Annotated in this window: 14 protein-coding genes; 13 read left to right on the top strand and 1 reads right to left on the bottom strand. The window is 63.8% G+C overall.

Features of this window, described 5'->3' with window-relative positions; genetic code table 11:
* Nucleotides 1-25 precede the first annotated feature (25 nt).
* The 12 genes from ATO6_RS06365 (at nt 26) to ATO6_RS06310 (ending at nt 10,864) form a co-directional block, all read left to right on the top strand.
* Nucleotides 26-217, top strand: a complete 192-nt coding sequence (locus ATO6_RS06365; RefSeq protein ID WP_088623052.1) for a hypothetical protein — start codon at nt 26-28, stop codon at nt 215-217.
* 177 nt (nt 218-394) lie between these two features.
* Nucleotides 395-580 carry a hypothetical protein gene (locus ATO6_RS06360; RefSeq protein ID WP_088623051.1) on the top strand — a complete coding sequence of 62 codons (186 nt, stop codon included), beginning with the start codon at nt 395-397 and terminating at the stop codon, nt 578-580.
* Between the two features lie 160 nt (nt 581-740).
* Nucleotides 741-1,598, top strand: a complete 858-nt coding sequence (gene cpaB / locus ATO6_RS06355; RefSeq protein ID WP_088623050.1) for a Flp pilus assembly protein CpaB — start codon at nt 741-743, stop codon at nt 1,596-1,598.
* A gap of 218 nt (nt 1,599-1,816) precedes the next feature.
* Nucleotides 1,817-3,247: a type II and III secretion system protein family protein gene (locus tag ATO6_RS06350; protein WP_088623049.1), complete on the top strand. Its 1,431-nt coding sequence runs from the start codon at nt 1,817-1,819 to the stop codon at nt 3,245-3,247.
* A gap of 4 nt (nt 3,248-3,251) precedes the next feature.
* The gene (locus tag ATO6_RS06345) at nt 3,252-3,923 is read left to right on the top strand and encodes an OmpA family protein (RefSeq protein WP_088623048.1); all 672 of its coding nucleotides are present in this window, start codon (nt 3,252-3,254) and stop codon (nt 3,921-3,923) included.
* Nucleotides 3,924-4,186: 263 nt separating this feature from the next.
* Nucleotides 4,187-5,443, top strand: a complete 1,257-nt coding sequence (locus ATO6_RS06340) for an AAA family ATPase (protein WP_088623047.1) — start codon at nt 4,187-4,189, stop codon at nt 5,441-5,443.
* Nucleotides 5,444-5,466: 23 nt separating this feature from the next.
* Nucleotides 5,467-6,933: a CpaF family protein gene (locus ATO6_RS06335; RefSeq protein WP_088623046.1), complete on the top strand. Its 1,467-nt coding sequence runs from the start codon at nt 5,467-5,469 to the stop codon at nt 6,931-6,933.
* A gap of 6 nt (nt 6,934-6,939) precedes the next feature.
* The gene (locus tag ATO6_RS06330) at nt 6,940-7,908 is read left to right on the top strand and encodes a type II secretion system F family protein (RefSeq protein ID WP_088623045.1); all 969 of its coding nucleotides are present in this window, start codon (nt 6,940-6,942) and stop codon (nt 7,906-7,908) included.
* A 12-nt stretch (nt 7,909-7,920) separates the two neighbouring features.
* Nucleotides 7,921-8,889: a type II secretion system F family protein gene (locus tag ATO6_RS06325; protein ID WP_088623044.1), complete on the top strand. Its 969-nt coding sequence runs from the start codon at nt 7,921-7,923 to the stop codon at nt 8,887-8,889.
* Nucleotides 8,890-8,910: 21 nt separating this feature from the next.
* Nucleotides 8,911-9,471, top strand: coding sequence for a tetratricopeptide repeat protein (locus ATO6_RS06320; protein WP_088623043.1), 561 nt, complete (start codon nt 8,911-8,913; stop codon nt 9,469-9,471).
* A 31-nt stretch (nt 9,472-9,502) separates the two neighbouring features.
* Entirely contained in the window at nt 9,503-10,348 is an 846-nt protein-coding gene (locus tag ATO6_RS06315; RefSeq protein ID WP_088623042.1) for a lipopolysaccharide assembly protein LapB, read from the top strand.
* A 21-nt stretch (nt 10,349-10,369) separates the two neighbouring features.
* The gene (locus tag ATO6_RS06310; RefSeq protein WP_088623041.1) at nt 10,370-10,864 is read left to right on the top strand and encodes a prepilin peptidase; all 495 of its coding nucleotides are present in this window, start codon (nt 10,370-10,372) and stop codon (nt 10,862-10,864) included.
* A 4-nt stretch (nt 10,865-10,868) separates the two neighbouring features.
* Here the strand turns inward: ATO6_RS06310 and ATO6_RS06305 are convergent, their stop codons facing one another.
* Complete coding sequence (locus ATO6_RS06305) at nt 10,869-12,347, bottom strand: hypothetical protein (RefSeq protein ID WP_141101942.1); 1,479 nt, start codon at nt 12,345-12,347, stop codon at nt 10,869-10,871.
* Between the two features lie 240 nt (nt 12,348-12,587).
* On the opposite strand from ATO6_RS06305, the gene ATO6_RS06300 reads away from it, so the two are divergent.
* Entirely contained in the window at nt 12,588-13,901 is a 1,314-nt protein-coding gene (locus tag ATO6_RS06300) for an ATPase (protein ID WP_088623039.1), read from the top strand.
* The last annotated feature ends 22 nt before the right edge of the window (nt 13,902-13,923 follow it).

Genomic DNA, 13,923 nt, shown 5'->3' with positions numbered 1-13,923 from the left:
CTAGAGATCCTTTGGAGGGACCACCATGATCAAGTTCATCAAGAATTTCCGTAAAGACGAAGCTGGCGCAGTGACTGTTGACTGGGTCGTTCTGACCGCAGCCGTCGTCGGCCTGGGCGCAGCCGCCTACACCTCGATCGAAGCAGGTGCAACCGGCCTGACCGCCAACGTCCAGACCTACATGGGCAACCAGAACCCGAACGGCTCGTCCACGTAAGACGCACGCTTCGGCGACGAACACGAGGCCGCGCCCGGCAGTCCGGGGGCGGCCTTTTTCGATCCGGCGGCAGAAGGCCAGCAACGGGATCGGACCCCTCATCCGCTTCGCTATTGCGGGGCAGCGACTTCCTCAATCGCCTCGATCGCGGCAGCGGTGAAGCAGAAGGAACAGCCAATGAAGCGCGTCTGGAAATTTCTGCGCGACGACGCAGGCGCCATTACGGTGGACTGGGTGGTTCTGACCGCCCTCGGCGTGGCCCTGATGGGTCTCGTGAACGGAATGCTGCAGACCGGGACAACCGGTCTGACGGACAACACCGCGACCTACATGACGGATACGATGAATCCGAACTCCACATGACCGGTCGCACGCCACCCTGTTTCCGCAGGGTGGCCCAGTCATTCAAGAACCCCGAATTGTCCCTCGTTTGAACACAATTGGCGGACACTATCGGAGCAGAGAATTGAAACGGCCCGCGTGCATCCGCACCCGACAGAGGCCAAAAACATGAGGTGGCAAGATGCGATCGCTTTTCGGACTGGTCCTTATCCTCGGCGTCGGCCTGGCCGGTTTCGCCGTCTACATGGTCAAGGGCTACATGCAAACCTATGAACAGCAGCTGGCGATGGAACGCTCGCAGCGGCCCGACATCGTGCCGACCGTCGACGTCTACGTCTCGACCCGGTCGCTCCGCTACGGCGAAGCGCTGCGGCCCGAAGACGTGCGGATGATCAAATGGCCGCAGGAAGCGCTGCCCGAAGGTGTCTTCACCCAGGCCGAGGCGCTGTTCCCCACGGGCAAGCCGAACCGTTTCGTGCTGCGCGCGATGGAAAAGAACGAAGCCGTCATGGCGCTGAAAGTGACCGAACCCGGTGAAGATGCGGGCCTGACCAACCGGCTTGAAAAGGGCATGCGCGCCTTCGCCATCAAGGTCGATGTGTCGTCCGGCGTGTCCGGCTTCCTCCGCCCCGGCGACCGCGTGGACGTCTACTGGACCGGCCGTGTCGGTTTTGAAGGCGGCCGCGCCGGCGAGGTCACCAAGCTGATCGAAGCGGGTGTCCGCCTGATCGCCATCGACCAGACCGCTGCCGCCGAAGAGGCTCAGGCGATGATCGCCCGCACCGTCACTGTCGCAATCAACCCGCAGCAGGTGGCCGCGCTGGCACAGGCACAGTCCACCGGACGCCTGTCCCTGTCGCTGGTCGGCGCCGCGGACGACACCGTGGCCGAGGCCATCGAGGTCGACCAGCAGACCCTGCTGGGCATCGAAGCCCCCGAGAAAGAAGTCGTGATCCAGAAGCAGGAAGAGAAAGTCTGCTCCATCCGTACCCGCCGCGGCGCGGAAGTGGTCGAAATCCGCATCCCCTGCACCGACTGATCCCGACAGCATACTGGAAAGGGCGGCCCAATTTGCGCCGCCCTTTCGTTTAGCCACAACAGAATGTGCCGCATGGTAAAGTCTGTTGCCACTTATCCACATAAGCTGCGGCGCGTAAGCCATTGTTCATTGCAATAAATGCGCGCTTCCCGCAGGATGCCTGAAAACGTGGGCGCAAAAAGACCCACTATCGAGGCGTGATCGGAGAGGCAGGTCACATGAAAAACGACAGATTCCTAAAGGCGGCCCTTTTGGGGTTGTCTCTGGCTGCGGGTGGTATGGTTTCGACGCCGGTCCTCGCCCAGCAACTGAGGGTCGTGGAGCGCGGCACCCAGTCTTCGGTCAAGGTGGCCATGAACCGCGCCGTGGTCGTCGAAAGCGCCACGCCCTTCGCCGAACTTTCCATCGCCAACCCCCAGATCGCCGACATCTCTTCGCTGAGTGACCGGTCGATCTATGTGCTCGGCAAGGCGCCCGGCATCACGACGCTGACGCTGCTGGACCAGACCGGCCAGCTGATCGCGAACGTGGATGTGGTCGTTGCCGCCGACATCACCGAATTCAAGGAACGGCTGCGCCAGATTCTTCCCGGTGAGAAGATCGAGGTGCGGACCGCCAACGACGGCATCGTGCTGTCGGGCACCGTGTCCTCCTCGCAGAAGCTTCAGCGTGCGCTGGACCTCGCTGAGCGTTACGCGCCCGAGCGCGTGTCGAACCTGATGAGCGTCGGCGGCGTGCAGCAGGTCATGCTCAAGGTTCGCTTCGCCGAGATGGAACGCTCGGTCTCCAAGTCGCTGTCCTCCTCGCTCGCGCTCAAAGGCAATGGCCTCGGCGGCAATCTGGGCCTGTCCGGCGGCAACGGCCGCAGCTCCAACTCGGTCGACCAGGGCAACGCGCTGGCCGGCTCGATCCCCGCCATCAACGACAACACGGGCGCAATGTTGTTCGGCTTTGACGTCGGCGCGGTCGAGGTCGGCGTCCTGCTGGAAGCCCTTGAAACCAAGGGCGTGGTCCGCACGCTGGCCGAACCCAACCTGACCGCTCTTTCGGGCCAGGAAGCCAAGTTCCTCGCCGGTGGTGAATACCCGGTGCCGGTCGCGCAGGATGGCGGGACCGTCACGGTCGAGTTCAAGCCCTTCGGCGTCGAGATGAACTTCATCCCCCGCGTGGTGGATGACGACATCATCAACCTCGAACTGTCGGCCGCCGTGTCGTCGATCGACCCGAACAACGGCTTTACCCTGAACGCGTTCGAGATCGACGCCTTCACCAAGCGCCAAGCCGAAACCACGGTCGAACTGCGCGACGGTCAGAGCTTTGCGATCGCCGGCCTGCTGCAGGACGACTTCCGCGACAGCAACGCGCAGGTGCCGTGGCTGGGCGACATCCCCGTGCTGGGCGCGCTGTTTCGCAGCGCGGACTACCAGCGCCGCCAGACGGAACTGGTCATCATCATCACGGCGCACCTCGTGCAGCCGACCCGTGGCGAGGCGCTCGCCCTGCCGACCGACCGGGTCCGGCCGCCCTCCGAAAAGGACCTGTTCCTGTTCGGCAACGTCGCCAAGGACAACAGCCGCAAGCTGAAGGGTGCCGCGGGCGAAGTCGCCCGGCAGGACTTCAGCGGGTCCTACGGCTATGTGATGGAGTAAGGCCATGAACTTCCGGGGGCATATCAAGGGCTTGCTGGCAGCGACCAGCGTTCTGGCCATCGCGGCCTGTACCGGCGACGGCTATTCGCCGTGGACCAAGGAAGCGGGCTCCATCGTGGACGGCGGCGACTTTGGCGACGCCACGATGAACAACACGCTGATCCAGAACGGCGACAGGACCTATGTCGTCAACCTGAACGAGCGGTTCACGAAAGAAGTGCCGCCAACGGTCAACTTCGCCTTCAACTCGGCCACGATCGACGCGGAAGCGGCGGCGATCCTGCGCCGCCAGGCCGACTGGATCCGCCAGTTCCCCGAGGTGCGGTTCCGGGTCTACGGCCACACCGACCTCGTCGGGTCGAATTCCTACAACTACGGGCTTGGCCTGCGCCGCGCCAATGCGGTGGTCTCCTATCTGACGCGGTTCGGCATTTCGCGGTCCCGGCTCGAAGCGGTTGTTTCGCGTGGCGAAACGCAGCCGCTGATCGTGACCCAGGGCCGCGAGCGTCAGAACCGGCGCACCGTGACCGAGGTGATCGGCTTCGTCGACGGCGATCCGCTGGTGCTCGACGGCAAGTATGCGCAGATCGTCTATCGCGAATACGTGCAGTCCGCCCTGCCCCAGACCGGCCTGACCGGTGTGGACGGGCAGAGCGCCGTCACCACCCCGAACTAAGCCGTTTCGGCAGTGCGACTTTACTGTCCGGCGGCGCCCTGCGCCGCCGGAAACACTTCTGTGTCTCGACGGTCAGTGTTGTGTAAAACCAAACAATTTCGAGATTTTGGCCGTAATCTCGCCCAAGTTTGCTGACATTTTGCATCAGGAAACGCCTTGCCCGCGGTGCGGGTGGCGGTTCGGACAAGGGATGTGAAGGCCGGAAGAGCAGAACAGGCACAGTATTCCCCGAACCGCAGGTGTGAGTGGAAAGGTATTGAGGCATGACATCGACCGCTAATTCGCAGCAGCCCGAGCCGAGCGCGCTCGTGGCCTGCACGATCCGGCGAGAGCCGGACGGCTTCGATCTGCTTATCGAGGACATGGAAGAGGCCCTCGGTGAACACTGGGGGGATCTCGGATTTTCCGAGGCCCTGATGTTCTTCAACCAACCCGAAGCGGCTTCGCTGGAATTCGTCGCCATCGCCATGGACAGCGAGGACGAGAAGAACCTTGCGATGCTGGGTGAGGTCATCACCCAGGCGCGGGCGCGGGCGATCAAGGTCATCCTGATCGCCGAAGACGTCAGCCCCTCGGCCCTGCACCAGCTGCTGCGGCAGGGTGCGGATGAATTCGTGCCCTATCCGCTGCCCGAAGGCGAACTGGCCGCCGCGATTTCCCGTATCCAGGCGCCCGAGCCCGAACCCGAGCAACTGGACGACACCCCCAAGCGCAAGAAGTCCAAGGGCGACCGCAACGGGGCCGTGCTGGTCACGCATGGCCTTGCCGGTGGTGTCGGCGCGACCTCGCTGGCCGTGAACCTGGCGTGGGAGCTGTGCAACGTCGCCAAGAAGGGCGAAGACAATCCCAAGGTCTGCATCCTCGACATGGACCTGCAGTTTGGGACCGTCGCCACCTATCTCGACCTGCCCCGCCGAGAAGCGGTCTATGAACTGCTGTCCGACACCGAGGTGATGGACGACGAGGCGTTCCTCGGCGCGCTGCTGACCTACGAGGACAAGCTGCACGCCCTGACCGCACCGGGCGAGATGCTGCCGCTGGATTTCATCAATTCCGACGACGTGAACCGCATTATCTCGATGGCGCGTTCGCATTTCGACTTCGTCATCGTCGACATGCCCAAAACGCTGGTGCAGTGGTCCGAAGCGATCCTGAACTCGGCCCAGATCTATTTCGCGGTGATGGAGCTGGACATGCGGTCCGCCCAGAACTGCCAGCGCCTGAAACGCGCGCTGCAGGCCGAGGAACTGCCGGTCGAAAAACTGCGCTTCGTTCTGAACCGCGCGCCGACCGGGTTCGACCTGAACGGCAAGCAGCGGGTCAAGCGGCTTGGCGAGAGCCTCGGGATCTCGATCGAACTGCAGCTTCCCGACGGCGGCAAGGCGGTTGTCCAGGCAGGCGACCACGGCGCGCCGCTGGCCCGCAACGCGGCCAAGAACCCGCTGCGCAAGGAATTCGCAAAACTGGCCAAACAGATCCACGAGATCGGGGCCGACCAAGAAGCCGCCGTCGCCGACTGACGCAAAAAGCAGGGTAGAAGATCATGTTCTCGAAATACAAGAAGGCTGCCCCTCCTCAGAAACCGACGCTGGTGCCTGCCAGCAACGGCGCCCGTGACACGCAGCCCAAGCCCGCGGCCCCGGCCGCGCCCGCACCCGCGGCCCCAAAGGCCATGCGCAAACCGATGGCTCCCGCGAAACCGGGCGTGCCGGTCGCGGCGGACAAGAACCGCAAGCGCAAGGAACGGCTGGGCGAGATCAAGCTGGAACTTCACCGCGCCCTGCTGGACAACCTGAACCTTGCCGCGCTCGACAGCGCATCCGAACAGGACCTGCGGATGGAGATCAACTCCATCGCGACCGAGGTGCTGCAGGAAAAGGGCATCGTGCTGAACCGCGAAGAGCGGTCCCAGCTGAACCAGGAACTCTATGACGAGGTCAAGGGTCTCGGTCCGCTCGAGTCGCTGCTGAAAGACGACACCATCGCGGATATTCTGGTTAACGGACCGCAGCAGATCTTCATCGAACGGAACGGCAAGCTGGAACTCAGCGACGTGACGTTCAAGGACGAACGCCACCTGCTGCGGATCATCGACAAGATCGTGTCCGCCGTCGGCCGCCGCGTCGATGAATCGAACCCCTACGTCGACGCCCGCCTGCAGGACGGGTCGCGTTTCAACGCCATGGTCCCGCCGATCGCGGTGGACGGCTCGCTGGTGTCCATTCGTAAGTTCAAGAAGGACAAGCTGGGCATCGACGAGCTGGTCAAGTTCGGCGCCTTCTCCGAGGAAATGGCAGCCTACCTTCAGGCCGCCGTCGCCTGCCGCCTGAACGTCATCGTCTCGGGCGGTACCGGTTCCGGTAAGACGACGACGCTCAACGCGCTGTCGTCCTTCATCGACAACTCGGAACGCATCCTGACGATCGAGGATACCGCGGAACTCCAGCTGCAGCAGACCCACGTGGGCCGGATGGAAAGCCGCCCGGCGAACGTCGAAGGCAAGGGCGCCGTCAGCCAGCGCGACTGTCTGCGAAACGCCCTGCGGATGCGTCCCGACCGCATCATCGTCGGCGAAACGCGCGGCGAGGAAGTCATCGACATGCTGCAGGCCATGAACACCGGCCACGACGGGTCCATGACCACGATTCACGCCAACAGCGCCCGTGACGGTGTCAGCCGTCTGGAAAACATGGTCGCCATGGCCGGGATCGAGATGCCGCTCAAGGCCGTCCGGTCCCAGATCGCCAGCGCTGTCCACCTGATCGTGCAGGCCAGCCGCCTGCAGGACGGTTCGCGCCGGATGGTCTCGATCACCGAGGTGACGGGCATGGAAGGCGAAGTGATCTCGATGCAGGAAGTGTTCCGCTTCCAGCGTGTCGGCCTCGCGCCCGATGGCAAGATCATCGGCCACTACACCGCGACCGGTGTCCGGTCGCACTATTCCGAACGGTTCAAGCAGTGGGGCTATGACCTGCCGCCGCAAATCTTCGAACCGATCGCAGCGGAGTAAGATGTCATGGCAAATACGGCATCCCTGGTCATCTACGGCCTGATCTTCGTCGGCGTAATCGTGCTGGTCGAGGGCCTCTATCTGACGGTCTTCGGAAAGTCGATCAGCCTCAACAGCCGCGTGAACCGTCGTCTGGAGATGATGGAAAAGGGCGCGGGCCGCGAGGAAGTGCTGGAAAAGCTCCGCAAGGAGATGCAGCAGCACATGTCGTCGCGGTCGATCCCGCTCTACGCGATGCTGGCCAACAAGGCGCAGAAGGCGGCCATCGCCTTTACGCCGCAGCAGCTGATCATGATCATGGTGCTTCTCAGCGGCGTGGCCTTCGTCGGCCTGACGATGATGACCGCGACATCGGTTCCGATCCGTGTCGTGATGTCCGTCGCCATGGGTGTCGGCGGGGTCTACACCTGGGTCGGACACAAGGCCAAGAAGCGTGCCTCGCTGATCGAGGAACAGCTGCCGGATGCGGTGGAACTGATGGTCCGCTCGCTGCGCGTCGGACACCCGTTCTCGTCCGCCATCGGCATCGTCGCAAAGGAAGTGCAGGATCCGCTCGCCTCGGAATTCGGGGTCATCGCGGACGAGGCCGCCTATGGCCGCGATCTGGGCGAGGCGCTCAAGGACATGGCCGAACGGCTGGACATGCAGGACCTTCGCTTCCTCGCCGTCGCCGTGACCATCCAGCAGCAGTCGGGCGGTAACCTGGCCGAGGTGCTGGCCGGTCTGGCCGCCGTGATCCGGTCGCGCTTCCGCCTGTTCCGGCGCGTCAAGGCGATCACCGCCGAGGCGCAATGGTCCGGCAAGTTCCTGTCCGGCTTCCCGATCTTCGCGCTGATCGTCATCAACGTGATGGACCCGCACTACTACGACGAAGTGCTGGACCACCCCTATTTCATCCACGCCTGCATCGCGGTGGCGGCCTTCCTTGCGGCCAACCTCTACGTGATGCGGATGCTCGTGAACATCAAGGTCTGAGGAGAGCCCGCGATGGACGCCATCAATTCCTTCCTGGTCGACATGCTCGGCCCCCTCGGCCCGATCTATGCGGTCGGCGGCCTTGGCGCCCTGCTGGTCCTTTTTACCCTGCCGGTCCTGCTGAAAAAGCAGCAGGATCCGCTGGAAAAGCTCAAGCAGCAGACCGAGGCCCCCAAGGCCGGTGGCAAGAAGGACCGTCTGCGGACGGCGCGCAAGAACGACAAGCTGGAGAAGTATTCCACCTTCCTCGAACCCAAGAGCGAAGAGGAATACTCGGCCGCCAAGCTCAAGCTGCTGCAGGCCGGTTACCGCACCAAGGACGCGGTCCGCTTCTTCCACTTCGCGCAGTTTGCGCTCGGCATCATCGGGATCGTCGTGGGCGTCATCTTCTTCGTGCTGTTCAAGGCCGGCGACAACCCGACCACGCAGCAGACGCTGATCTGGATTCTCGGTCCCGGCGGCGTCGGCTACATGTTCCCGAAATACTGGGTCACAAAGCGCCAGCAGCAGCGGCAGGAAGAGATCCAGGACGGTTTCCCCGACAGCCTCGACATGCTGCTGGTCTGCGTCGAAGCGGGCCAGTCGATGGACCAGGCGATCATCCGCGTCTCCAAGGAAATGCGCACCTCCTACCCTGCCCTTGCGGACGAATTCGAGATCGTCAGCCACGAGATCAAGGCGGGCAAGGACAAGCCGACCGTGCTGTCCGACATGGCCGAACGCTGCGGCGTGATGGACATTTCGTCCTTCGTCACCGTGCTGATCCAGTCGGCCACCTTCGGCACCTCGATCGCCGAAGCGCTGCGGGTCTATGCGGGCGAAATGCGTGACAAGCGTGTGATGCGCGCCGAGGAGAAGGCAAACAAGTTGCCGACCAAGATGACCCTTGCCACAATGATGCTGACGGTGCCGCCGCTGCTGATCATCCTGGTCGGTCCTTCGGTGCACGGCATCACACAAATGGGGAACATGGGTCCCTGATAAACGAGGCATGACGCAGACATGGCGAAGGGGGTTGTCGCCATCATCCTGACATTCGGACTGGCCGCCTGTTCACCGGGCGGCTTTTCCCCTGCTGGCGAACAGGTTTACGCGCCCGGCGTGAAACCGAACGCCAAGGCGGTGGACGGGCTGGTTGTCGGCCACAGGCTGATGGACGCAGGCGAACACGAACTGGCGCTCGAGGCCTATGTCCGGGCGGCGGGCGAATATGGCATGACCACCGACGTCAAGGCCGCCATCGGCACCGCGAACCTCGGGCTCGGGCGGCTCGGTCAGGCCGAAAAGTTGCTGCGCGAAGCGATCGAGGCCGAGGATTCCACGCCCGAGATGTGGAACAACCTCGGGATCGTTCTGCTGGAAAAGGGTGAAACCGCCGAGGCGGTGCAGGTGCTGAAACGGGCCTATGCACTGGACAATGGCGAAAGTGACGCAATCCGCGACAATCTTCGCCTCGCGCTCGAAAAGCTTGAAAAATCAGCGTATGCTGAGGATAACGAAGAGCAACAATACAAAGTGGTGCGGCGCGGCAGCAGCGAATACCAGCTCCGCCAGATACCATAAGACCGAGGCAGAGCAGTAAAGGACGCAGCAAATGCGCCATCCCCTATTCGTGACCCTGTGCATTGCAGGCGCCGTCACCCTGTCGGCCTGCGAACAGAAAAGCGCGTCCGAGGTCAACCGGGCGTTCCGCGATGTGAACGTCGTGGACGAGTCCAACATGAGTGACATCATGCTGACCGTTGCCGACCCGAACGAGGCGGTGACCTATTTCAAGCGCACGCTGGGTGACAATCCCGACCGCATCGACCTGCAGCGCGGCCTGGGTCAGAGCCTGATCCGCGCCAAGCGCGCGAACGAGGCCGTCCCGGTCTGGGCCGCCGTGGTCGAACACAAGGACGCCACCAACGAGGATCGCGTCGAGTATGCCGACGCCCTGATCCGTGCCGGTGAATGGCAGCGTGCGGACAAGGTGCTGGACACCATCCCGCCGACCTACGAAACCTTCAACCGCTACCGGCTGGAGGCGATGATCGCCGACAGCAACAAGGAGTGGAAGAAGGCCGACAGCTTCTACGAGATCGCAACCGGCCTGACCACCAAGCCGGGCGGCGTGCTGAACAACTGGGGATACTCCAAGCTGACCCGCGGCGATTTCGCCGGGGCCGAGCGGCTGTTCGGCGACGCGCTGCGTCAGGACGGCTCCATGTTCACCGCCAAGAACAACCTCGTTCTCGCCCGTGGGGCCCAGCGGAACTACACGCTGCCGGTGATCCCGATGTCCCAGATCGAACGCGCTCAACTGCTGCAGACCATGGGCCTGACAGCGGTCAAGCAGGGCGATGTGGAGACCGGAAAGTCGCTGCTGCGCGATGCGATCGACACCCATCCCCAGCATTTCGAGGAAGCCTCCCGCGCCCTCCGCGCGCTCGAAGGCTGAGGCACCGCTTTGGCCGGGCCGATGGAAATCACCGCGCTCTCGGCGGCGGCGCTGGCCGTACCCGCGATTCCGCTGTCGATGTTCACCTGCTGGAGCGACATGCGCGGGATGCGCATTCCGAACGGCACCGTCCTGCTGCTGGCCGGGGCCTTCGTGCTGATCGGGCCCTTCGTCCTGCCCTTCGACACCTATCTCTGGCGTCTCGCGCAGCTGGCGATCGTGCTGGTGGCGGGCATCATCGCGAATGCCGGCGGGCTGATGGGGGCGGGCGACGCCAAGTTCGCCGCCGCAGCCGCGCCCTACATCGCGCTCGGCGATCTGCGTTTCGTGATCGCGCTGTTCACCGCCTGCCTGCTGGCCGCCTTCGTGTCGCACCGGCTGGCCAAGCACACACCCCTGCGGCGCCTCGCGCCCGACTGGGAAAGCTGGTCGCGCGGTGGCGACTTCCCGATGGGCCTCGCGCTTGGCGGGACGCTGTCGATCTACCTGATCCTCGGGGCGATCTTCGGCAACTGAGGCGTCAGCGCCCGATTTCGTAGAGCGTGAACAGCTCGTTGTGCCCTGTTTCCGTCAGCGGCACCCCGCGCGCCTCGATCAGCGACAGGATATGCGCCCGGACATGGGGCTTCGACGCGCAGACCGGCACCATCAGGTGCGTCGCCGTCTCAAGGCCCGGCAAGCCGTCGTAATACCACGGCGCACCGTCTGGCAGAGGGGTGAGGGCGGAATACATCCAGTAGGGCGCAAGGAAATCCGCCACGAAGGGTTGCGGTCCTTGAGTGATCCCCAACTCGGCCAGCAGCGCCGTTTCCGCCTCGATCACCGGCACCAGACCGCCCTCGCGCTTGCATTCGGCCAGCGGCCTGCCCTGAAACTCCGGCAGGTCGGGCGTCTGTCCCGGCAGGACCATCGTCGCCTGCACGAAAGGCGCCTCGCCCCGCGCGGCCAGCATCCGCAGGTCCGCATGGGCCGGGTCCGGCAGCAGCGGCCGATACTGGCTGGCGGGCAGCAGCGCGTGACGGACCGGCGAATACAGGACGTTCCCCATCTGCGGCGCGACCAGAACCAGCGCCGTCAGCGCCACGGCGGCCATCGCGCTGCGCGGCCCCTCACCGGGGCCGGGAAGCTGGGCGATCAGGCAGAAGGCCACCGGCACCAGCCACAGCGGGTCGTTGCCGTAGTTCTGGTAGGAAATGTAGACGAAGGCCGGCAGGAACAGCATCAGAGCCAGCCCCGGCCCACGCGATTCCCGCCGCAGCAGCAGGGCCGCCGCAAGTCCGGCGAGCGTGGCAAAGGTATAGGCCGGGGACAGCGCCACCGCCTGCAGCGTTTCACCCGGAAAGGGCCGGATACCCGACCGCAGGACGGTCAGCAGATCGTCGGCGTAGGCCCGCCAGAATTCCGGCCCGAAGGCCCAGGCATACAGCCCCCAGACCGCCAGTGCGGCCAGCCCCGCAACCCACATCACACGCGCCCGGAACTGGATCAGCAGACCGAGGGTCACGGGCAGGGCCAGTGCGACGGCATATGTCGCCTTGATGAGAACCAGCGCAGACAGCGCGAGCCCGATGACCAGCCCGTCGAACAGATCGGCACGCCTGCGCCCCGCCGGAACCACGACCAGCACCACGACCAGAAAGGTCAGCGCCCAGGCCCACCGGTTGTAGTGCATCGACAGCGACAGGTTCGTATGCACCCCGCCGAACACCAGCCCCGTGACCAGCCCCAGCGTCAGCAGGCCGAACACCACCGCCGGTCCGAAACGCATCCGGCTGAGCCCGGTCCAGCACACCGCCGGCAGCAGGACCACCGCCGCCATGACCTGCGACCACAGCATCGCCCGCCCGAGCCCCAGCGGAGGCAGTGCCGCGATCCGGTCCGGGAGCATCAGCAGGGCGGCGATCGGACGAAAGGCCAGATCACCGATCGGCGTCATGAAATCCATGTGCGGCACCTGCCCCGCGACCACGCGCAGCACGAGTTCCGAAAGGTGCAACATGTCGCCTTCGTGGCGGGAAAATCGGAATTCCGCCGAAATCCAGACCAGAAGGGCCTGCAAACCGACGAACCCGATGAGAATTCCACAAAAATGCCGCTTCCGCGCCCCGCTCATCGATGCCTCATGTGTTTTAGTCACAATACGGAGCCGCGTTGTTTATTGCACCGACAAAGTGCGCATTAAGAGTGCCGTGAACAAAATGAAAAACCACAAAGACGAGCAGGTCTCAGGCAGCCGACTATGAATATGCAGGTCCAAACTGGCGTCACACCGCCGCCCTTGCCCCGGTCTCTCGAAGAGATGCAGCTCCCCATCGTCATGATGCGGGACATCCTTCTCAAGACGATGTTCCGCAAGAACGTCGACAAGGTCAGCAAGATCGCCCGCGCCATCGCCCTGCCCGCCCCGGTAACGCAGGAACTGGTCGACCTCGCGCGCGAACAGTTGCTGCTCGAGGCGACCGGCACGCTCAAGGCCACCGGGTCCAACGAGATGGGCTATCAGCTGACCGACAGCGGCCGGGCCCGCGCGCTCGATGCGCTGAAGCAGTCCGAATATTACGGCGCCATGCCGGTCCCGCTCGAGGTCTATCACGAGCAGATCAAGCGCCAGTCGATCAAGAACATCCAGATCACACGCGACCACCTGACGGCCTCGATGGGTCATCTGGTGCTCCCGGATGATCTGATCTCGAACCTCGGGCCCGCGGTGTCCTCGGGCCGGTCAGTCCTGATGTACGGCCCGCCGGGCAACGGTAAGTCATCCATTTCCAACGGCATCCGCGACGCGCTCGGCGACCGTATCTACGTGCCGAAGGCCGTGGAATATGCCGGTCAGGTCATCACCGTCTATGACCCCATCGTGCATTCCGCCGCCGAAGAGCAGATGGACGACCCCACGTCGCTGCGCAGGACCGGCAACCGCTTCGACAGCCGCTATGTCCTCTGCGCGCGTCCGACCGTCATCACCGGCGGCGAACTGACGCTCGACATGCTCGACCTGGTCTACAACCCGGTCGCGCGCACCTATCAGGCCCCGCTGCAGATGAAGGCCTCGGGCGGCGTGTTCATCGTCGACGACCTTGGCCGCCAGTCCGAGCCGCCGCAGGCGCTGATCAACCGCTGGATCGTTCCGCTGGAAGAGGGCAAGGACATCCTCGCCCTCCAGTCCGGTGAAAAGTTCGAGGTGCCGTTCGACACGCTGGTCATCTTCTCGACCAACTTCCACCCGAACGAGATCTTCGACCAGGCCGCGCTGCGCCGGATCTTCTTCAAGATCAAGGTGGACGGCCCGACGCAGGAGAACTTCCTGAAGATCTTCGCGATGGTCGCTCGCAAGAAGAAGATGCCGCTGTCCGAGCCCGCGCTCGTGCACCTGCTCAAGAAGAAATACCCGACCATCGACAACAACTTCGCCAACTACCAGCCGGTGTTCCTGATCGACCAGATGATCTCGATCTGCGAATTCGAAGGCATCCCCTACCAGATGTCGCCGGAACTGATCGACCGGGCCTGGGGCAACATGTTCGTCAAGGACGAGCTGATCGTGAAGTGATCGACTGCGTCGCGGGGAAACT

The sequence above is a fragment of the Oceanicola sp. 22II-s10i genome (assembly GCF_002210105.1).
Classification (GTDB): domain Bacteria; phylum Pseudomonadota; class Alphaproteobacteria; order Rhodobacterales; family Rhodobacteraceae; genus Pseudooceanicola.
Note: the sequence above shows the minus strand (reverse complement) of the source record. Positions and strands in the feature narration are given on the sequence as shown.